Source organism: Pseudomonas sp. MYb193 (genome assembly GCF_002966775.1).
GTDB classification, from domain to species: domain Bacteria; phylum Pseudomonadota; class Gammaproteobacteria; order Pseudomonadales; family Pseudomonadaceae; genus Aquipseudomonas; species Aquipseudomonas paracarnis.
Map to the genome: position 1 here is coordinate 1,061,117 of NZ_CP023269.1, position 18,344 is coordinate 1,079,460.

Here is an 18,344-nt window from a genome sequence, read left to right on the forward strand (position 1 = left end):
GAGCTTGCTCCCGCGGGACTGCGTAGCAGTCCCGCTCTTCGAGGGCCGCTTTGCGTCCCAGCGGGAGCAAGCTCCCTCGCCACAGTTTGTTGTTGACTGGTTTGTTTCAAATCGAGGCTGTCATGGCCTCGATCTGTGTCTGGCGCCGTTTGCGACCGGACAGCAATAGCCTGATGAAGGACTGACATTTCCCATGTTGACCATCGCACTGTCCAAGGGCCGCATCCTTGACGACACGTTGCCGCTTCTGGCTGAAGCGGGCATCGTGCCGACCGAGAATCCGGACAAGAGCCGCAAGCTGATCATCCCCACGACCCAGGACGACGTACGCCTGCTGATCGTGCGGGCTACCGACGTGCCGACCTACGTTGAACATGGCGCCGCCGACCTGGGTGTTGCCGGCAAGGACGTGCTGATGGAATACGGCGGCCAGGGCCTGTACGAGCCCCTGGACCTGCGCATCGCCCTGTGCAAACTGATGACCGCCGGCCGCGTCGGTGATGTCGAACCCAAGGGCCGCCTGCGGGTCGCCACCAAGTTCGTCAACGTTGCCAAGCGCTATTACGCCGAACAAGGCCGCCAGGTCGATATCATCAAGCTCTACGGCTCCATGGAGCTGGCACCGCTGATCGGCCTGGCCGACAAGATCATCGACGTGGTCGACACCGGCAACACCCTGCGCGCCAACGGTTTGGAGCCCCAGGATTTTATCGCTGACATCAGCTCCCGCCTGATCGTCAACAAAGCATCGATGAAGATGCAGCACGCCCGTATCCAGGCGTTGATCGACACCCTGCGCAAGGCAGTGGAGTCTCGACACCGCGGTTGACTCACCCGCGTAGCTGAAGAGCTACGCCCGTCTATCCGCCTCATAGCCAGAATTCTCAGGTGCCCAAGCGGAAACGACTGCTAGTTTAGGGCGCCTGAGTTTTTGCCAATTCTATTGAGGCCCTCGCTATGACCACGTCCACTGCAATTGCCCGACTCAACGCTGCCGACCCGGATTTCGCCCATCATCTGGATCATCTGCTGAGCTGGGAAAGCGTGTCCGACGACTCGGTCAACCAGCGGGTGCTCGACATCATCAAGGCCGTGCGTGAGCGCGGTGATGCAGCGCTGGTGGACTTCACCCGCCAGTTCGACGGCCTGGACGTGCAGTCCATGGCTGACCTGATCCTGCCGCGTGAACGCCTGGAGCTGGCGCTGACGCGCATCACCGCACCGCAGCGCGAAGCCCTCGAAGTCGCTGCGGCGCGGGTACGCAGCTATCACGAAAAGCAGAAGCAGGACTCCTGGAGCTACACCGAGGCCGACGGCACTGTGCTGGGCCAGAAGGTCACGCCACTGGACCGCGCCGGTCTGTACGTGCCGGGCGGTAAGGCGTCGTATCCATCGTCGGTGTTGATGAATGCGATCCCGGCCAAAGTCGCAGGTGTGACCGAAGTGGTCATGGTGGTGCCGACCCCGCGTGGCGAAATCAACGAGCTGGTGCTGGCTGCCGCCTGCATCGCCGGTGTGGACCGTGTGTTCACCATCGGTGGCGCCCAGGCCGTCGCAGCGCTGGCTTATGGCACCGAAAGCGTGCCGAAGGTCGACAAAGTGGTCGGCCCCGGCAATATCTACGTCGCGACTGCCAAGCGCCATGTGTTTGGCCAGGTCGGTATCGACATGATCGCCGGTCCTTCCGAAATCCTCGTGGTGTGTGACGGCCAGACCGACCCGGACTGGATCGCCATGGACCTGTTCTCCCAGGCGGAGCACGATGAAGACGCCCAGGCGATCCTGGTCAGCCCCGATGCCGAGTTCCTCGACAAGGTCGCCGCCAGCATCAATAAGCTGCTGCCGACCATGGAGCGTGCCGAGATTATCGAGAAGTCGATCAACGGCCGTGGTGCGCTGATTCTGGTGCGTGACATGGAGCAGGCCATTGAAGTGGCCAATCGCATCGCACCGGAGCACCTTGAGCTGTCCGTAGCGGACCCACAGGCCTGGTTGCCATCGATCCGTCACGCTGGGGCGATCTTCATGGGCCGTCACACCAGCGAAGCCCTGGGCGACTATTGCGCCGGCCCCAATCACGTGTTGCCAACCTCTGGTACTGCGCGTTTCTCGTCGCCGCTGGGGGTGTACGACTTCCAGAAGCGCTCGTCGATTATCTTCTGCTCGCCACAAGGCGCTTCCGAACTGGGCAAGACCGCCTCGGTGCTGGCCCGTGGTGAATCCCTCAGCGCGCACGCACGCAGCGCTGAATACCGCATCGTCAAGGGAGAGTAAGGCATGAGCAAATTCTGGAGCCCTTTCGTCAAGGACCTGGTGCCTTACGTACCCGGTGAGCAACCGAAGCTGACCAAGCTGGTCAAGCTCAACACCAACGAAAACCCCTACGGCCCATCGCCCAAGGCGCTGGCGGCAATGCAGGCCGAGTTGAATGACAACTTGCGCCTGTACCCGGACCCCAACAGCGACCTGCTCAAGCAGGCCGTGGCCAAGTATTACGGGATCGATGCCGGCAAGGTGTTCCTCGGCAACGGTTCCGACGAAGTCTTGGCGCACATCTTCCATGGTCTGTTCCAGCACGATCTGCCGCTGCTGTTCCCGGATATCAGCTACAGCTTCTACCCGGTGTACTGCGGCCTGTACGGCATCACGTTCGACGCGGTGCCACTGGACGAACAGTTCCAGATTCGGGCCGCTGACTATGCCAGGCCCAACGGCGGGATCATCTTCCCCAACCCTAACGCGCCCACCGGGTGCGTACTGGCGCTGGACGCGGTGGAGCAGATCCTCAAGGCCAGCCCGGATTCGGTGGTGGTGGTCGATGAAGCCTATATCGACTTCGGTGGCGAAACTGCCATCAGCCTGGTCGACCGTTACCCGAACCTGCTGGTGACACAGACTCTCTCCAAATCGCGCTCACTGGCCGGTTTGCGTGTGGGCCTGGCCGTGGGCCACCCAGACCTGATCGAAGCGCTGGAGCGGGTCAAGAACAGCTTCAACTCCTACCCGTTGGATCGGTTGGCGATTGTTGGCGCGGCGGCCGCGTTTGACGACCGTGAATACTTCGAGAAGACCTGCCAGTGGGTGATCGACAGCCGCAACCAGGTCGTCGCGCAATTGCAGGGCAAGGGGTTTGAGGTATTGCCGTCGGCGGCGAATTTCATCTTTGCGCGTCACCCGCAGCATGACGCTGCAGGGCTGGCCGCCAAGTTGCGTGAGCAAGGGGTGATCGTACGGCACTTCAAGCAGGAGCGGATTGCTCAGTACCTGCGCATCAGCATCGGGACGCCGGAGCAGAACCAGGCGCTGATCGACGGGCTCGGCGAGCTCTAATTCTTTACAGGCTGTAAGGGCCTCATCGCGGGCAAGCCCGGCTCCCACAGGAAACTGCATTGCCCTGTGGGAGCCGGGCTTGCCCGCGATGAGGCCATCAGCTACACCAGAAAACTGGAAGGCTTAGATCAGCGGCTCATCCGGCTTCTTGTTCTTCCAGCCATCATTGCCCGGCAGCAGCAAATTCAAACCAATCGCCACCACCGCACACAGGGCGATGCCCTTGAGGCCGAAATCATCCGGGCCGGTGCCGGTACCGACCAGCACACCGCCAATCCCGAACACCAGCGTTACCGACACAATCACCAGGTTGCGCGCCTCGCCCAGGTCGATCTTGTGGCGAATCAGCGTGTTCATCCCCACCGCGGCAATCGAGCCGAACAGCAGGCACAGAATCCCGCCCATCACCGGCACCGGGATGCTCTGCAGCAGCGCGCCGAACTTGCCGATGAATGCCAGGCTGATGGCAAACACTGCCGCCCAGGTCATGATTTTCGGGTTGTAGTTCTTGGTCAGCATCACGGCGCCGGTCACTTCGGCGTAGGTGGTGTTTGGCGGGCCGCCAAACATGCCGGCAGCCGTGGTGGCGATACCGTCACCCAGCAGCGTGCGATGCAGGCCAGGCTTTTTCAGGTAATCGCGGCCGGTCACGCTGCCTACCGCAATCACACCACCGATATGCTCGATCGCCGGGGCCAGTGCTACCGGGACGATAAACAGGATGGCCTGCCAGTTGAACTCCGGCGCGGTGAAGTGGGGCAGGGCGAACCACGGCGCAGCGGCGATTTTCGCCGTGTCGACCACGCCAAAATAGAACGACATGGCAAAACCCACCAGCACCCCGGAAATGATCGGCACCAGGCGGAAAATGCCCTTGCCGAACACCGCCACGATTAAGGTGGTGAGCAGCGCTGGCATCGAAATCAGCATCGCCGTCTGGTAGTGGATCAGCTCTGCACCGTCGCCGGACTTGCCCATGGCCATGTTGGCGGCAATCGGCGCCATGGCCAGGCCGATCGAGATAATCACCGGGCCGATCACCACGGGCGGCAGCAGCCGGTCGATAAAACCGGTGCCCTTGACCTTCACGGCCAGGCCCAGGAACGTATAGACGAAACCTGCTGCCATCACCCCGCCCATGGTCGCTGCGAGGCCGAACTGGCCCTTGGCGAGAATGATCGGGGTGATGAACGCGAAGCTCGATGCCAAAAATACCGGCACCTGCCGCCCTGTCACCACCTGGAATAGCAACGTGCCAAGGCCTGCGGTAAACAGCGCGACGTTTGGATCAAGACCTGTGATCAGCGGCATCAACACCAACGCGCCAAATGCTACGAAGAGCATTTGTGCGCCAGACAGGATCTGGCGCCAAAGCGGGTCGTTGAATTCATCCTGCATGTTCACGCGTCCTTCTGCTTGGTGCCGAAGATCTTGTCACCGGCATCGCCCAGGCCCGGGATGATGTAGCCGTGTTCATTCAGGCGCTCATCAATGGATGCGGTGTAGATCTGTACATCCGGATGGGCCTTCTCGACGGCGGCGATGCCTTCGGGCGCGGCCACCAGCACCATGGCGCGGATGTCCCGGCAACCGGCTTTTTTCAGCAGGTCGATGGTGGCGACCATGGAACTGCCTGTGGCGAGCATCGGGTCGATGATCATGGCCAGGCGCTCGTTGATTTCCGGGACGAGTTTTTCCAGGTAGGTGTGGGCCTGCAGCGTTTCTTCATTGCGGGCCACGCCCACGGCGCTGACCTTGGCGCCCGGAATCAGGCTGAGCACACCTTCAAGCATGCCGATACCGGCGCGCAGGATCGGTACCACGGTAATTTTCTTACCGGCGATTTTCTCCACTTGTACGGGACCGGCCCAACCGGGGATCTCGTAGGTTTCCAGGGGCAAATCCTTGGTGGCTTCGTAAGTGAGCAGCGCTCCGACTTCCTGAGCAAGCTCACGGAAGTTCTTCGTGCTAATGTCGGCACGGCGCATAAGGCCGAGTTTGTGTCGGATCAGCGGGTGGCGGATCTCGCGAGTGGGCATAGGAAAGGCTCCGGCGGCGGGCAAAAAAACCGGCCTAGATTAATCTATCCGAGGGTGTTGTCCTATAGACATCAAGTACGTTAGTCCATAAAGGCTTGATTGGAGCGCACGAGAAGCGTACCTTCGCCCGCTTTTCTTGCCACAGCACCCCCTTGGAGAGCGCCATGTCTGCTGATCTCGAGCATATCCGTCAAATCATGCACGAGGCTGACTGCCTGTACACCGAAGCGCAGGTCGAAGCAGCAATCGCCAAGGTCGGCGAGCACATCACTCGCGAAATGGCCGACACCAACCCGGTGGTCTTCTGCGTGATGAACGGTGGTCTGATCTTCGCCGGTAAATTGCTTACCCACCTGCAATTCCCGCTGGAAGCCTCATACCTGCACGCCACCCGTTATCGCAACGAAACCAGCGGCGGCGACTTGTTCTGGAAGGCCAAGCCGGAAGTGTCGTTCATTGACCGCGATGTGCTGATCATCGATGACATTCTCGATGAGGGTCACACTTTGGGTGCGATCATCGACTTCTGCAAACATGCCGGTGCGCGCAAAGTGCACACCGCTGTACTGATCGATAAAGACCACGATCGCAAAGCCCGTCCTGAACTGAAAGCCGATTTTGTGGGGCTGCCGTGCGTCGACCGCTATATTTTTGGTTATGGCATGGACTACAAAGGCTACTGGCGTAACGCCAATGGCATCTTTGCCGTTAAAGGAATGTGATTGATGGCCCGCTTTCTTGATCAGACTCTGTTTGCCGAATTGGTCGAGAAAGCGGCCGCCAACCCCCGTGGGCGTCAGAACGTCAACTTCCATGAGATGCAAGAGCCATGTCATCGCATGGCGGTCGGCTTGCAGCCCAGCACCTATGTGCAGCCTCATCGTCATATGAGCGCCGATAAGGCCGAGACCTTGCTGGTGCTCAAGGGGCGCCTGGGAATCCTGATTTTCAGCGAGACCGGCGAACTGCTCAGCAAGCGTGTGTTCCAAGCCGGCGGAGAGTGCCAGGGCGTAGACCTTTCGCCGGGCGTTTTTCATGGCCTGGTGGTGCTGGAGCCAGACAGCATCATGTTTGAATGCAAAGCAGGCCCTTACCGTCCTGTCGGCGATGGCGAACTGGCAAGCTGGGCGCCTCGTGAAGGCGAGGTGGGGATGGCGGAGTATCACCGCTGGATGCTTGCTCAGTTCGATTGAACACTGAAATCCAAATGTGGCAGGTGGCGTCTGTTTGTAATTGGATGGACTCGCCCAAGCCGTGGCGCATAGACGCCTCGGCTTGGGCGAGTCCATCCAATTACAGGTATTAGGGCAAGCCCCTCCCACATACTGCGTCGCGCAGGTAGACTTCAAACCCCGTGTAAATGTCTGCAGGCTGGAGTCGGTAATGCGTAAAGATAAGAAACAGGTGATTGGCGACGAAATCGGTGACGACCAGATCAAGTTGTTCCTGGACTTCGAGCCGGTTGATGCAACTTCGCCGTCTCTGCACAAACTGATCAAGGCTTACCGTGGTCTGCGTATCGACGACTTCGAGCGTTTCCTGGGCTTTTTCAAAGAAGCAGGCCTGGACCTGGACGGCAAGGACGAGCATGGGCAGACCTTTGTCGACCTGATCAAGGACCAGCGCAACGCCGCCGAGTACATCGAACTGATCGACAACGCCCGCGGCTGATTATCCGAGCCAAAAAAAACGCCCCGGCTTCAGAGTCCGGGGCGTTTTGCTTTTAACGGTAGGAGCGAGCTTGCTCGCGAAGAACCTGAGAGCGGCGCGTTAATCCACTTGCGCCGCGTTATCGTTGACGTTTTTCGCGAGCGAGCTCGCTCCTACAGGTTCCACCAGCTCCAGGCTGATGTTGTTCTGTGTGTTGATCTTGCGATACAGCTCGGCGTCCGTCTCCAGCACTTTCTCGCGCGCCGGGAAGATCTCGTGCAGCTTGGTGGCCCATTCACCGGCGGCTTTCTGCGGGAAGCAGCGCTCGATCAGCTCCAGCATGATCGAGACGGTGACCGAAGCACCAGGAGACGCGCCCAGCAGCGCCGCAAGCGAACCGTCCTTGGCAGCAACCAGTTCGGTGCCGAACTGCAGCACGCCGCCTTTCTTCGGATCTTTCTTGATGATTTGCACGCGCTGGCCGGCCACTTCCAGGCGCCAGTCTTCGGCTTTCGCCTCGGGGTAGAAGCGACGCAGGGATTCCAGGCGCTGTTCCATGGACTGGCGCACTTCGCTGACCAGGTACTTGGTCAGGTCCATGTTGTCGCGGGCCACGGCCAGCATCGGGCCGATGTTGCCGGCGCGAATCGACATCGGCAGGTCAAGGAACGAGCCGTGTTTGAGGAACTTGGTGGTGAAACCGGCGTATGGCCCGAACAGCAGGGATTTCTTGCCATCCACCACGCGGGTGTCCAGGTGCGGCACGGACATCGGCGGCGAGCCCACGGCAGCCTGGCTGTAGACCTTGGCCTGGTGCTGCTTGACCACTTCCGGGTTGTCGCAACGCAGCCACTGGCCGCTCACCGGGAAGCCGCCGAAGCCTTTGCTCTCTTCGATGCCCGAGGCCTGCAGCAATGGCAGCGCCGCACCGCCAGCGCCGAGGAATACGAACTTGGCATCGACGTCGCGGCTGTTACCGCTATTGACGTCCTTGATGCTCACGGTCCAGCCCGCGCCGTTGCGCTTGAGGCCGGTCACGCGTTTGCAGTACTTGACCTGGGCGTCCGGCGAGCTGGTCAGGTGGCTGAGCAACTGATTGGTCAGGGCGCCAAAGTTGACGTCTGTGCCGTTCATCACACGGGTGGCGGCGATTTTTTCATCGAGCGGGCGGCCCGGCATCATCAGCGGCATCCACTCGGCCATTTCGCTGCGGTCTTCGGTGTAGTGCATGTCCGAAAACGCGTGGTGCTGGCTGAGGGTCTCAAAGCGCTTCTTGAGGAAGGACACGCCTTTGTCGCCCTGCACGAAGCTCAGGTGCGGCACCGGGCTGATGAACGACCTGGACGAGCCAAAGGTGCCCTTTTTGGTCAGATAGGCCCAGAACTGCTTCGACACCTCGAACTGGGTGTTGATGTGCACGGCTTTCTTGATGTCGATGGAGCCATCGGCGGCCTGCGGCGTGTAGTTCAGCTCACACAGCCCGGCGTGGCCGGTACCGGCGTTGTTCCACGGGTTGGAACTCTCCGCGGCACCCGAATCCATCAGCTCAACGACTTCCAGCGTGAGGCCGGGGTCGAGCTCTTTGAGCAGTACGGCCAGGGTGGCACTCATGATGCCGGCCCCTACCAGTACTACGTCGACTGCTTCGTTATGCGCCATTTAACGCGTCTCCAAAATCTGCAGCACCAAATTGACGGCATGGCTGCCAGGAGTGACGGGGCGGTTCACGTGTTGCCCCAGGTTACCCATGGCCAGGATCGCCATGTCCGATTCGCAATTCTTTGCAACTTCAGCACACGCTTCCTGCCGGGCTAATCTGCCTATGAACGCATTCACGGGCGCCTGTGGCAATTCGACTTATGGTCAAAGCGTGCGATTCGTGCAACCAATCCGTAGCGGACAGGCTCAAGCTCCGGTTTTTGAGGAAGGCTCGATCCTGTGTAATTGGGCTGACCCAGACGCTGATGGTGCTTGTACAAACGCCAAACTATTCATTTGCTCGCCACACTCTTGTGAAGTTGTGAAAACCCGTTTTTTCACGCTCTTTTGAAGACGTGAACCTCAAAAAAGGGCTGCCCCAGCCTGGCACCTGGCCCGTAAACCTCTGCCGACACGCGGCAAAACGGGCAAACAACTCAAGTGGCCGAGCGCAATGGCAGCTCTGGCAGATTCGATAAAAGACGGGGTGGTTTGCAAAGGAAACAGCAAGCACGCCAGCTTCACTCGATCTGTGTGGGCGGCTCTCTGTGGGCGATTTTGGGGCTAATGCCTGGGCATTAACGATGCTGCGAGGCCCGATCAGGAGACGTCCTTATAATCGGGGGGAGATTGTAGCGAAGAACGTCAGTGAAATGGGCGTGTTTTATGACTTTTATTAGGGGCCTGGTCAGGAGGCCAACGCTTGCCGGTGTCGTGGGCGAAAAACCTTTGGGCTGACCCGGGCGCTGGCCGGCAGTGGGCGGTGCATCCAGCCCAGGTGAGTCTCGGTCACTTCCACCCAGCCTTCACCGACGGGCGGCAGGCTGCACTGCTTGAAGGCCAGGCAATGTCCGTGGGCATCAAGCAAGGCAAAGTGACGATGGCGGGTGTGGGACATGAACAGGGTCTTGAGAAGGCGCATGGCTGTGTACCTGGTGTGTTACATGCTTGAAGGTTGCCAGTGTGGCATGACACTGGGGTGACGAATTTATGCGAATTTGTAATTTGCGCAGGGGCTTCAGCCGCCGTTCAGGATCGCTGGTGAGTGGTGCGCGTGCACCGTTATACTGGCGTCCTGTCTGCACCTAGTCTTGGAGAAATGCGTATGTTGCAACGCCTGTTGTTCGGTTTGATCACTGTGACCAGTTTGACCCTTGTCGGCTGCGCCAACAGCCCGCAACAACTCAGCCCGCAACCTAAAGTCACCGCGCAGTTGGCGGCGGTAGGCCACGGCCAGCCGGTGTCGGTACGCGTGGTTGACGGTCGTCCGTCGCCAACCCTGGGTTCGCGTGGCGGCCTGTATCCTGAGACCGCACTGATTTCGGTGAACGGCCAGGATGTGCTGCCCAAGTTGCAGGCCCAGGCTGAAGCCGCTGTGCGTTTGCTGGGCTTTACGCCGACCAACTCGCCAGGCGTGCCGCAACTGACCGTGACCCTGGCCGAGCTGAAATACCAGTCGCCCAAAGACGGCCTGTATGTGACCGAGGCTTCCATCGGCGCTACCTTCAAGTCTGACGTCAGTGCCGGTACCCGCCGCTACAGTGGCCGCTACGCTGCCTCGCTCAACCAGCGGTTCGGCATGTCGCCCAACCAGGAAACCAACACCAAGCTGGTCAGCGACGTGCTCAGCGATGCCCTGACCCGCCTGTTCAAGGACCCAAGCATCGGTCAACTGCTCAGCGCGCAATAAGCCGCTCACAAAAAACCGGGCTCATCGCTGAGCCCGGTTTTTTTGTGCCTGTGGTTTTTGTCATGCGGCTGTATCGACATAAAAGTCCAACATGCTCACACCGGTAAGCAGATCCAGCTCCGGCAGATCGGCATGCTGGTGCCCGCCGAGGGCGCAATACACCAGCCAATGGCGGTCCTGGACGTTGAACGCGAGGCTGCCGATCAGCGCCTCCTGTTCATCACTCTGGGCGATCAGATACAGCCGATCCTGGTTTTGCGCATGCAACATGACAAGCTCCTCAAGCGTCGAAGGGCAACAGAGTGGCTTGTTAAGGTGACGTTCAGGTGACGGCGTAAATTACTGGATACATTAGCCGTCAATGGGGAAGGAGCATTAAAGGCGCAGGAGGCGACTGTCGTTCAGGTGTGTACTTGGACTGATACCCGAAGACTGATTTACCGAGGTTTGCGATGGCGCTGCCCGCACTGCTCATCAATATTGTTGCCCTCTTGGTTGCCTGCTCGGGCGCCTGGGTGTTGTTCATCACCCGTCTGCATGCACAGCGTGCGATAGCCGACCTGGCCCTGCGCAGCGAAGAGCGCGCTATCGACCAACCGATGCTGTTTCTGGATACACGCACCGAACGGGCGCATCGTCTGGCGTACCGCGTCGGGTTCGCCTGCCTTGGCCTGGCCCTGGCCATCTCCTGGCTCAGCACCCGCTTATAATTCCACTGCAAAACCAAATGTGGGAGCTGGCTTGCCCGCGAAGGTGGTGTATCAGCCATTGAGTTTTTAACTGAGCCACCGCTATCGCAGGCAAGCCAGCTCCCACACTGGCCATGTACTGCCCGCAGAGTCAGCGCCTGCCACATATCCCCTGTGGGCTCACTATTACAGGGGGATACCAGCCTTGACTCGGTATTGGTTGCGTACCGGCGTCGCATACTGCACCACCAGATAAGGCCGATGCTCCGCCGGGCACTCGTTCAAGCGCCGCTCCCATTCCGCCTTGGCCTTGGCCAGCTCATCGGCCGGGAACACGTCCGCCGCCTTGGGCACCTGCAATTGCGGGTCGGCATCACTCCACTGCGCGTAGGCCAGGTAGTGCACCGGAAACAAGCGATAGCCGCCCAGGATCTGCCGGTCCATTTCTGCCGCCAGCAGCTTGGTGTCTTCGAAACGCTCGGTGATCGGCGGCGCAAAGTTCACGTGCACTCGGCCTTTATAGCCGGTAATGCCCAAGGCAATGCTCACATCATCCTCTCCCGGTGCCTTGGTGTAGGTGCCGGTGGTGGCGCGGATATACAGCTCGCGGGCCTTGGCGGCATCGCAGGGGTCGTACTCGTAGCTGATGGACACCGGCGTCAGGTTCAACGACTGGATGACCTCGGCAAATGGCTCGTCCTTGCGGCTGACGTGGAACATCTTGAGGATCGCCGATTCGGTACGGTCATCGCCATCCTTGGCCCGGCCTTCAGCCTGGGCAATCCAGATCGACTGGCAGTCGTTGCGTATCGAATGGTTGATGTAGGCCGACAGCAGGTTGTAGGCCGCCATCTTCTCCTTTCGCCCGGTAATCGAACGGTGCACGATGAAGCTCTTGTTCAGGCGCATCAGGTCGCTGACAAACGGCTTTTGCAGCAGGTTGTCGCCGATGGCGATGCGCGGCGTCGGCAGGCCGGCGTGGTACACGGCGTAGTTGACGAAGGCCGGGTCCATCACGATGTCGCGGTGGTTGGCCAGGAACAGGTAGGCAGTGCCGGATTTCAGTTGCTCGACGCCGGTATAGGTCACGCCGTCGGTCGCCCGGTCAATGGTGTGGTCAACGTAGTACTCAACTTTGTCTTGCAGCGTGGCCACGGTGGTGACGCCAGCGAACTCGCGGCGCAGTTTGCGCGCAATCATTGGCTTGAGCAGCCAGCCCAGGGCGCCGGCAAAGCGCGGGAAGCGGAAGTGGGTCAGGATGTCCAGAAAGGCCTTGTCACTGAACAGGCGCGCCAGCACTGCCGGGACTTCGCTGTCGTTGTAAGGTCGGATGGTATCGAATTCGCCCATCATGCTCTCTTGTTAGAAACGGCTAGGGTAAGTAAAAGGAAATGTCAGGGTGCGGTCCGAATAAGGGGCCGGCCAAGAATAGCCCTGTAAATAGACCGGCGATTATACGCACAAGTCACCTGGGAGACTGCGATGCTCGAAACTGCGCTGTACGATTGTCCTTATTGTGGCGAAGCGGTCGAGACGACGGTGGATTTGTCTGGCGGGGACCAGACCTATACAGAAGACTGCCAAGTGTGTTGCCGGCCGATCAAGTTCGACCTGCAAGTTCATGGTGAAGAGTGGATGCTTGAAACCCGCAGCGAAAATGAATAATGCGCAGCGAGAACGAATAAAAAGGTACGCCCATGCAGCGAATCTACGAACCGGAAAACCTGATGGAGGGCGAGTTGCTGCAGCAGATGCTTGCCAGTGAAGGCATCGATGCGCACCTGGTGGGGCGCCATTTGCTCGGCGGCACGGGCGAATTGCCGATATTCGGCTTACTGGGGTTGGAGGTCGACAACGACCAGGCCGCCTGCGCCCGTGAGCTGATCACCGCCTATATCGGCGCTCAACCCTTGCCCGGCGACGAACCCGACAGCTTCCCCGACGTATTGGTCTGTTAGGCTGTCGGTCGGTTTACCCCAAGAGTCGTGTTGCCCCATGTGTGGACGTTATGCCCTGTTTCGCTGGAACCCTGCCTTTGCTGCCTTGCCCGGCTTCCCCGCCGACCAGCAGGCCCAGTGGAACATCTCCCCCAATGATTCGGTGCTGATCCAGCGCCTGAGCGAGGGCCAACTCACCCTGGCGCGTGCCCGTTGGGGCCTCACACCGCCCTGGCTGACAGACCTGTCGCGCACCCCGGCCCATGCCCGCGCAGAAACCCTGGCCGAACAACCGATGTTTCGTGAAGCCTTCCGCTTGCGCCGTTGCCTGCTGCCCGCCAATGGCTTTTATGAGTGGCGCGGCACCCAGCGCAAGCGCCCGTACTGGCTTACGCCGGGGGAGGGCTCCACGTTGTTCTTTGCCGCAGTGTGGGAAGCGTATCCGGTGCAGGAGCAAGTGTGGCTGAGCACGGCGGTGGTTACCCAGGCGGCGCAAAGTCAGCGACGGCCATTGATCCTGGACGCGGCAGGGCAGGCCGCCTGGCTCGACCCCGAGACTCCGCTGCAGGTGCTGCAGGGCCTGCTGGCGGCTGAGCCTGCCGTGCTGCGCGAGCGGGTGCTGGCCAATATGGTCAACGATCCGAAGCTCAATGGGCCGGAATGCCTGACCCCGGCATGAGCTTTGCCCGTCGGGCCGCGTTCGGATGTATCTTAAATTCAGCGGTTAAACGTCCAGGGTATCTGGCGCAGATACAAATGACCGCCTACGATACGCGCCATGTTTTCAGGGAGCGTGTTCATGAAGAAGTCATTGGTGGTAAGTGGTTTGGTTGCAGCAATGCTGCTGGCGGGTTGCCAGTCGGTCAATACCACCAGCGGCGGCGCCGTTGGGGTAGAGCGCAAGCAGTACATGTTCAGCATGCTGTCGAGTCAGGAAGTCGACCAGATGTATGCCCAGTCTTATCAGCAGACCCTGGGTGAAGCCAGCAGCAAAGGGGTGCTGGACAAGACCAGCGCCAACGCCAAGCGCGTGCAGGCCATTGCCAAGCGCCTGATCGCCCAGGCTCCGACTTTCCGCGCGGATGCGGCCCAGTGGAACTGGGACGTGAACCTGATCAAAAGCGATGAGATGAACGCCAACTGCGGGCCTGGCGGCAAGATCCTGGTGTACAGCGGCTTGATCGACAACCTCAAGCTCACCGATGACGAGCTGGCTGCCGTGATGGGTCATGAAATCGCCCACGCCCTGCGTGAACACGGCCGCGAAGCCATGTCCAAGGCCTACGGTATCCAGATGGCCAAGCAGGGCGCCGGGGCAATATTCGGTCTCGGCCAGGACAGCCTGGCACTGGCCGATACCGTCGCCAACTACGGCATGACCTTGCCCAACAGCCGCAGCAACGAAAACGAAGCCGACCTGATCGGCCTGGAGCTGGCCGCCCGCGCTGGCTACAACCCGAACGCGGCCATCACGTTGTGGAACAAGATGGCCAAGGCTTCGGAAGGCGCACCGCCGGAATTCATGAGCACGCACCCGGCTTCGGACAGCCGCATCGCGTCCTTGCAGGCGGCGATTCCGAAGGTGATGCCGCTCTACCAGCAGGCCAAGAAGTCCTGATCGACGCCGTGTAGGAGCGAGCAAGCTCGCTCCTACACGCAGTGATCGGTTTACAGCCAGCCGCTGCTCTGCATGGCCTTGTACACCGCAATAATCGCCAGCACGAAGAACGCCGTAGCCGCCAAGCGACGAATCAAGGTCAGCGGCAGTTTCTCCGCGGCAAAATTCCCCGCCAGCACCACCGGCACGTTGGCAATCAACATGCCCAGGGTGGTACCGATAATCACCAGCCACAGTTCCGGGTATTGCGCCGCCAGCATCACCGTGGCGATCTGGGTCTTGTCACCGATTTCGGCGAGGAAGAACGCAATCAAGGTGGTCAGGAAGGGCCCGAACTTACGGGTGGTACTGGCTTCGTCATCATCGAGTTTGTCTGGCACCAGGGTCCACAGCGCCGTGGCGCAGAAGCTCGCGGCGAGGATCCAGTGCAGCACCGCATCCGAGAAGAAACTCCCGAACCAGGCGCCCACGGCACCAGCCGCCGCATGGTTGGCCAGGGTCGCGGCGACGATGCCGGCGATGATCGGCCAGGGCTTGCGAAAGCGAGCAGCAAGGATGAGTGCGAGCAGTTGCGTCTTGTCGCCGATTTCGGCCAAGGCAACGATTGCGGTAGGAACGAGTAGTGAATCCAGCATCAGGTAGTTTCCAGGGGCGGGTCGACACGGCTATGACACGTACAGCCTTCCCGCCCCGGGTAAGGTGTGCGTGTCATAGGTCTTGTCAAACCCCGGTCCGTCTGTGCGGACTCCTGGGTCGCATACGCCATGGTCTGCTGACCAAGTATGTTGACGTATGCCGGACGAGCATGGGCTCGTGGGAGACTACTCCCCTAGGACGCTGCGGATTCTGCCTAGGCAAAATCCATTCGGCAAGCGTTCTTTTTCAAACGTCCGTCAGGGGCGCTTGGCGCGGTAAATGCGAAAACCATTGCCTTCGGCCTTGATTGCGCAGATGCCCAAATGCTCTTCGATCAGTGGCTGGTACTTCAGAAAGCTATTGGCAACCAAGCGAAGTTCGCCACCTTTTGCCAGGTGTTTCGCTGCTTTTCGCAGCAGATTCTCCGTGGCGAAATAATCGGTATGCACGCCGACATGGAACGGCGGGTTGCTCAAAATCGCGTTCAAACCCATGGGCGCCGCGTCGATTCCGTCGCCGGTCAACACGTCGGCTTCCAGACCGTTCGCCGCCAGCGTCAGTCGGCTGCTGGCGGCGGCGAAGGCATCCACATCCAGCATCGTCACGGTGTTATGCGGGTAGCGGCGTTTGACCGCAGCCCCCAGTACGCCAGCGCCGCAACCGAAATCGAGTAGGTTGCCGCTGGGCAGCTTGTCCAAGTGCTCCAGCAACAACTCGGTGCCGCGGTCCAGGCGACCATGGCTGAACACACCTGGCAAGCTCACTACCTTCAGCGGGCCTTCTGCCAGGGGTACGTCGAAGACCTGCGCCAGGCTCTCAAGCTCCACGGCTTGCGGCGCGTTGGCGACAGTGACCTGCCATAGTTGGCAATGCCGTGCGCTATCGAGCTTGCGCGGTTTGCCGAACGGAACCATCTGCTTGGCGGCGCTTTCGATACCCCCCTTTTTCTCGCCCACCAGAAACAGCTCGGCGCCAGGCAGGCGCGCGGCCACGGCGTTGAGCAGGTAGTCGGTGAGGTCTTTGGACTTGGGCAGGAAAATCACCGCCGCATCAAAGGCGCGCTCGGGCACTGTCACGCCAAACTGGCTGCGTTCGGCGAAGCGCGCATCGAGCGCCGCCTGGTCACCGGCATGCCAGCACCAGCCGTGGGCATTGGGCAGGCGCCCAAGCAAATCGTCGGCAGGCAAACCTACCAGCAGCAGGTTGCCTTGAAAAAGTTCGGCCTGGCGAAGCAGTACTTCACTGCGCGGATCCATAGTCTGCTCCTTGAAAAGGGGCGCAGTTTATCAACTGACGACGCGCAGCGGGGCGCCGTTGAAAAAGCCCTGGGCGTTTTCCGTAAGCTGGCCGACGATACGCTGCCGTGCTTCGCGACTGCCCCAGGCGTTGTGGGGCGTGACGATCAAGCGTGGAATGTCTCCAGCCAGCAGCGGGTTGCCATTGACTGGCGGCTCGACACTCAGCACGTCAGTCGCTGCGCCGCCAAGGTGACCACTTCGCAGCGCGTCGGCCAGGGCCTGTTCATTGATCAAACCACCGCGCGCAGTATTGACCACAAATGCGCCGGGCTTGAGCAAGGCCAGTTCACGGGCGCCGATAAAGTCGCGGGTGTGTTCATTGAGTGGGCAATGCAGGGTCAGCGCATCGACCTGGGTCAGCAGTTCGTCCAGCGGCACACGGTCGGCGCGGGCAGGGCGCCCAGGTATCGCGCCGAGCATCACGCGCATGCCGAACGCTTCGGCCAGGCGTGCCACGGCACTGCCCAATTCACCATGGCCGAGCAGGCCGAGGGTTTTGCCTTCCAGTTCGACGATCGGATGGTCCAGCAGGCAAAACTGTTTGGCATGCTGCCATTTGCCAGCGGCCACATCCTGTTGGTAATCCTTCAAGCGCGTGGCGAGGTTGAGCAACAGCATGATCGTATGTTGCGCCACTGATGGCGTGCCGTAACCCTGGCAGTTGCTCACGGTAATCCCCTGGGCGCGGGCCGCTTCAAGGTCGATATTGTTGGTGCCGGTGGCCGACACCAGGATCAGCTTGAGCTCGGGGCAGGCCGCCAGGGTTTGTGCGGTGAGCGGGACTTTGTTGCTGATGGCGACTTGGGCGCCCTGCAAGCGCTCCCGCACATTTTCTGGCGTGGTCTGTTCAAACAACTGCAACTGGCTGAAGCAGTCATGCAAACCGCTGAGGTCGAGGTCGCCCAAGTCCAGGGAAGGGTGGTCGAGGAAGACGGCGCGGCGATTGTTCATGATCAACTGTACCTTTTGCGACGAGGTTCGAAGGCGTAATCTGCCGAGCCTATCAGATGAAATAATCAGTTACTTAATGGAGTGAGCATGTACGTCGCCGAGTTTTTGACCGTAGCCTTGATTCACTTGCTGGCGGTGGCCAGCCCCGGCCCGGATTTCGCTGTGGTGGTGCGTGAGAGTGTGACCCATGGCCGCCGTGCCGGCACATGGACTGCACTGGGCGTCGGTTCGGCGATTTTCCTGCATGTGGGTTACTCGTTGCTGGGTATCGGCTTGATCGTGTCCCAGTCCATTGTGCTGTTCAATGCGTTGAAGTGGGCCGCTGCCGCGTACCTGCTTTACATTGGCTTCAAGGCCCTGCGCGCCCAGCCGGCCAAGCCTGCGGCCGAGGGCGAGTTGCACCGTGAAGCGGGCGAGCGCACCCCACGCGGCGCGTTTACCGCAGGTTTTGTGACCAATGGCTTGAACCCCAAGGCCACGCTGTTCTTTCTGTCGCTGTTCACCGTAGTGATCAACCCGCACACGCCGCTGGCAGTGCAGGCCGGTTATGGGGTGTACCTGGCGGTGGCGACTGCGTTGTGGTTTTGCCTGGTGGCCATGTTGTTCAGCCAGCAGCGCGTGCGCGCCGGGTTTGCAAAGATGGGTCATTGGTTTGATCGGACCATGGGCGCGGTGTTGATTGCCATCGGGGTGAAACTGGCCTTTACCAGCATGAAATAATCATTTTTCTCAAGTGAGCACAATCCAGATGTGGGAGCGGGCTTCATTAGGTCCTCGGTAATGGCGTAACGCTAGCATTTGCTGGCCC

Annotated in this window: 22 protein-coding genes and 1 riboswitch; of the genes, 13 read left to right on the forward strand and 9 right to left on the reverse strand. The window is 60.3% G+C overall.

Features of this window, described 5'->3' with window-relative positions:
- Positions 1-193: 193 nt before the first annotated feature.
- The 3 genes from hisG (at position 194) to hisC (ending at position 3,330) form a co-directional block, all read left to right on the forward strand.
- Positions 194-829, forward strand: coding sequence for an ATP phosphoribosyltransferase (gene hisG / locus CLM72_RS04905; RefSeq protein WP_003188599.1), 636 nt, complete (start codon positions 194-196; stop codon positions 827-829).
- Positions 830-957: 128 nt separating this feature from the next.
- A complete protein-coding gene (gene hisD, locus CLM72_RS04910; protein WP_054919317.1) occupies positions 958-2,274 on the forward strand; it encodes a histidinol dehydrogenase in 1,317 nt (438 codons plus the stop codon).
- Between the two features lie 3 nt (positions 2,275-2,277).
- Complete coding sequence (gene hisC / locus CLM72_RS04915) at positions 2,278-3,330, forward strand: histidinol-phosphate transaminase (protein WP_105225789.1); 1,053 nt, start codon at positions 2,278-2,280, stop codon at positions 3,328-3,330.
- A gap of 123 nt (positions 3,331-3,453) precedes the next feature.
- Here the strand turns inward: hisC and CLM72_RS04920 are convergent, their stop codons facing one another.
- Positions 3,454-4,728, reverse strand: coding sequence for a uracil-xanthine permease family protein (locus tag CLM72_RS04920; protein ID WP_057701581.1), 1,275 nt, complete (start codon positions 4,726-4,728; stop codon positions 3,454-3,456).
- 2 nt (positions 4,729-4,730) lie between these two features.
- Positions 4,731-5,369 carry a uracil phosphoribosyltransferase gene (gene upp, locus CLM72_RS04925; RefSeq protein WP_003188608.1) on the reverse strand — a complete coding sequence of 213 codons (639 nt, stop codon included), beginning with the start codon at positions 5,367-5,369 and terminating at the stop codon, positions 4,731-4,733.
- Between the two features lie 164 nt (positions 5,370-5,533).
- On the opposite strand from upp, the gene CLM72_RS04930 reads away from it, so the two are divergent.
- The 3 genes from CLM72_RS04930 (at position 5,534) to CLM72_RS04940 (ending at position 7,040) form a co-directional block, all read left to right on the forward strand.
- On the forward strand, positions 5,534-6,091 hold the full coding sequence (locus tag CLM72_RS04930) for a hypoxanthine-guanine phosphoribosyltransferase (RefSeq protein ID WP_005784869.1): 558 nt from the start codon (positions 5,534-5,536) through the stop codon (positions 6,089-6,091).
- A 3-nt stretch (positions 6,092-6,094) separates the two neighbouring features.
- The gene (locus tag CLM72_RS04935) at positions 6,095-6,562 is read left to right on the forward strand and encodes a WbuC family cupin fold metalloprotein (protein WP_105225790.1); all 468 of its coding nucleotides are present in this window, start codon (positions 6,095-6,097) and stop codon (positions 6,560-6,562) included.
- 190 nt (positions 6,563-6,752) lie between these two features.
- Positions 6,753-7,040: a PA4642 family protein gene (locus CLM72_RS04940; RefSeq protein WP_003188614.1), complete on the forward strand. Its 288-nt coding sequence runs from the start codon at positions 6,753-6,755 to the stop codon at positions 7,038-7,040.
- 99 nt (positions 7,041-7,139) lie between these two features.
- Here CLM72_RS04940 and mqo read toward each other — a convergent pair whose 3' ends face one another.
- Together mqo and CLM72_RS04950 are read right to left on the reverse strand one after the other, a co-directional pair.
- On the reverse strand, positions 7,140-8,678 hold the full coding sequence (gene mqo, locus CLM72_RS04945) for a malate dehydrogenase (quinone) (RefSeq protein WP_034126319.1): 1,539 nt from the start codon (positions 8,676-8,678) through the stop codon (positions 7,140-7,142).
- A 727-nt stretch (positions 8,679-9,405) separates the two neighbouring features.
- Positions 9,406-9,639, reverse strand: a complete 234-nt coding sequence (locus CLM72_RS04950; protein WP_105225791.1) for a hypothetical protein — start codon at positions 9,637-9,639, stop codon at positions 9,406-9,408.
- Between the two features lie 183 nt (positions 9,640-9,822).
- Between CLM72_RS04950 and CLM72_RS04955 the strand changes: the two genes are divergently transcribed.
- A complete protein-coding gene (locus tag CLM72_RS04955) occupies positions 9,823-10,407 on the forward strand; it encodes a YajG family lipoprotein (protein ID WP_034126321.1) in 585 nt (194 codons plus the stop codon).
- 60 nt (positions 10,408-10,467) lie between these two features.
- On the opposite strand, the gene CLM72_RS04960 is transcribed toward CLM72_RS04955, so the two are convergent.
- Complete coding sequence (locus CLM72_RS04960; protein ID WP_105225792.1) at positions 10,468-10,677, reverse strand: hypothetical protein; 210 nt, start codon at positions 10,675-10,677, stop codon at positions 10,468-10,470.
- Between the two features lie 182 nt (positions 10,678-10,859).
- Between CLM72_RS04960 and CLM72_RS04965 the strand changes: the two genes are divergently transcribed.
- Positions 10,860-11,117 (forward strand): hypothetical protein, encoded by a 258-nt coding sequence (locus CLM72_RS04965; RefSeq protein WP_034126322.1) that lies wholly within the window; start codon positions 10,860-10,862, stop codon positions 11,115-11,117.
- A gap of 165 nt (positions 11,118-11,282) precedes the next feature.
- On the opposite strand, the gene CLM72_RS04970 is transcribed toward CLM72_RS04965, so the two are convergent.
- A complete protein-coding gene (locus tag CLM72_RS04970) occupies positions 11,283-12,446 on the reverse strand; it encodes a 1-acyl-sn-glycerol-3-phosphate acyltransferase (protein ID WP_169918829.1) in 1,164 nt (387 codons plus the stop codon).
- Positions 12,447-12,578: 132 nt separating this feature from the next.
- Between CLM72_RS04970 and CLM72_RS04975 the strand changes: the two genes are divergently transcribed.
- From CLM72_RS04975 to CLM72_RS04990, 4 genes are all read left to right on the forward strand, one after another.
- The gene (locus CLM72_RS04975; RefSeq protein WP_105225793.1) at positions 12,579-12,761 is read left to right on the forward strand and encodes a CPXCG motif-containing cysteine-rich protein; all 183 of its coding nucleotides are present in this window, start codon (positions 12,579-12,581) and stop codon (positions 12,759-12,761) included.
- A gap of 32 nt (positions 12,762-12,793) precedes the next feature.
- Positions 12,794-13,054: a putative signal transducing protein gene (locus CLM72_RS04980; protein WP_105225794.1), complete on the forward strand. Its 261-nt coding sequence runs from the start codon at positions 12,794-12,796 to the stop codon at positions 13,052-13,054.
- A gap of 37 nt (positions 13,055-13,091) precedes the next feature.
- The gene (locus tag CLM72_RS04985) at positions 13,092-13,712 is read left to right on the forward strand and encodes an SOS response-associated peptidase (RefSeq protein ID WP_034126325.1); all 621 of its coding nucleotides are present in this window, start codon (positions 13,092-13,094) and stop codon (positions 13,710-13,712) included.
- A gap of 120 nt (positions 13,713-13,832) precedes the next feature.
- The gene (locus CLM72_RS04990; RefSeq protein ID WP_014716953.1) at positions 13,833-14,651 is read left to right on the forward strand and encodes a M48 family metallopeptidase; all 819 of its coding nucleotides are present in this window, start codon (positions 13,833-13,835) and stop codon (positions 14,649-14,651) included.
- 50 nt (positions 14,652-14,701) lie between these two features.
- On the opposite strand, the gene CLM72_RS04995 is transcribed toward CLM72_RS04990, so the two are convergent.
- From CLM72_RS04995 to CLM72_RS05005, 3 genes are all read right to left on the reverse strand, one after another.
- Positions 14,702-15,286, reverse strand: a complete 585-nt coding sequence (locus CLM72_RS04995; RefSeq protein ID WP_014716954.1) for a TMEM165/GDT1 family protein — start codon at positions 15,284-15,286, stop codon at positions 14,702-14,704.
- 88 nt (positions 15,287-15,374) lie between these two features.
- Positions 15,375-15,493, reverse strand: a riboswitch (yybP-ykoY riboswitch).
- A gap of 51 nt (positions 15,494-15,544) precedes the next feature.
- Positions 15,545-16,543 (reverse strand): class I SAM-dependent methyltransferase, encoded by a 999-nt coding sequence (locus tag CLM72_RS05000; protein ID WP_034126326.1) that lies wholly within the window; start codon positions 16,541-16,543, stop codon positions 15,545-15,547.
- 30 nt (positions 16,544-16,573) lie between these two features.
- Entirely contained in the window at positions 16,574-17,539 is a 966-nt protein-coding gene (locus CLM72_RS05005) for a 2-hydroxyacid dehydrogenase (RefSeq protein ID WP_105229077.1), read from the reverse strand.
- A gap of 84 nt (positions 17,540-17,623) precedes the next feature.
- On the opposite strand from CLM72_RS05005, the gene CLM72_RS05010 reads away from it, so the two are divergent.
- Entirely contained in the window at positions 17,624-18,256 is a 633-nt protein-coding gene (locus CLM72_RS05010) for a LysE family translocator (RefSeq protein WP_014716957.1), read from the forward strand.
- The last annotated feature ends 88 nt before the right edge of the window (positions 18,257-18,344 follow it).

Coding starts and splice junctions, on each gene's coding strand:
- hisG (WP_003188599.1), top strand. CDS start 194: ATGTTGACCATCGCACTGTCCAAGGGCCGCATCCTTGACGACACGTTG.
- hisD (WP_054919317.1), top strand. CDS start 958: ATGACCACGTCCACTGCAATTGCCCGACTCAACGCTGCCGACCCGGAT.
- hisC (WP_105225789.1), top strand. CDS start 2,278: ATGAGCAAATTCTGGAGCCCTTTCGTCAAGGACCTGGTGCCTTACGTA.
- CLM72_RS04920 (WP_057701581.1), bottom strand. CDS start 4,728: ATGCAGGATGAATTCAACGACCCGCTTTGGCGCCAGATCCTGTCTGGC.
- upp (WP_003188608.1), bottom strand. CDS start 5,369: ATGCCCACTCGCGAGATCCGCCACCCGCTGATCCGACACAAACTCGGC.
- CLM72_RS04930 (WP_005784869.1), top strand. CDS start 5,534: ATGTCTGCTGATCTCGAGCATATCCGTCAAATCATGCACGAGGCTGAC.
- CLM72_RS04935 (WP_105225790.1), top strand. CDS start 6,095: ATGGCCCGCTTTCTTGATCAGACTCTGTTTGCCGAATTGGTCGAGAAA.
- CLM72_RS04940 (WP_003188614.1), top strand. CDS start 6,753: ATGCGTAAAGATAAGAAACAGGTGATTGGCGACGAAATCGGTGACGAC.
- mqo (WP_034126319.1), bottom strand. CDS start 8,678: ATGGCGCATAACGAAGCAGTCGACGTAGTACTGGTAGGGGCCGGCATC.
- CLM72_RS04950 (WP_105225791.1), bottom strand. CDS start 9,639: ATGCGCCTTCTCAAGACCCTGTTCATGTCCCACACCCGCCATCGTCAC.
- CLM72_RS04955 (WP_034126321.1), top strand. CDS start 9,823: ATGTTGCAACGCCTGTTGTTCGGTTTGATCACTGTGACCAGTTTGACC.
- CLM72_RS04960 (WP_105225792.1), bottom strand. CDS start 10,677: ATGTTGCATGCGCAAAACCAGGATCGGCTGTATCTGATCGCCCAGAGT.
- CLM72_RS04965 (WP_034126322.1), top strand. CDS start 10,860: ATGGCGCTGCCCGCACTGCTCATCAATATTGTTGCCCTCTTGGTTGCC.
- CLM72_RS04970 (WP_169918829.1), bottom strand. CDS start 12,446: ATGGGCGAATTCGATACCATCCGACCTTACAACGACAGCGAAGTCCCG.
- CLM72_RS04975 (WP_105225793.1), top strand. CDS start 12,579: ATGCTCGAAACTGCGCTGTACGATTGTCCTTATTGTGGCGAAGCGGTC.
- CLM72_RS04980 (WP_105225794.1), top strand. CDS start 12,794: ATGCAGCGAATCTACGAACCGGAAAACCTGATGGAGGGCGAGTTGCTG.
- CLM72_RS04985 (WP_034126325.1), top strand. CDS start 13,092: ATGTGTGGACGTTATGCCCTGTTTCGCTGGAACCCTGCCTTTGCTGCC.
- CLM72_RS04990 (WP_014716953.1), top strand. CDS start 13,833: ATGAAGAAGTCATTGGTGGTAAGTGGTTTGGTTGCAGCAATGCTGCTG.
- CLM72_RS04995 (WP_014716954.1), bottom strand. CDS start 15,286: ATGCTGGATTCACTACTCGTTCCTACCGCAATCGTTGCCTTGGCCGAA.
- CLM72_RS05000 (WP_034126326.1), bottom strand. CDS start 16,543: ATGGATCCGCGCAGTGAAGTACTGCTTCGCCAGGCCGAACTTTTTCAA.
- CLM72_RS05010 (WP_014716957.1), top strand. CDS start 17,624: ATGTACGTCGCCGAGTTTTTGACCGTAGCCTTGATTCACTTGCTGGCG.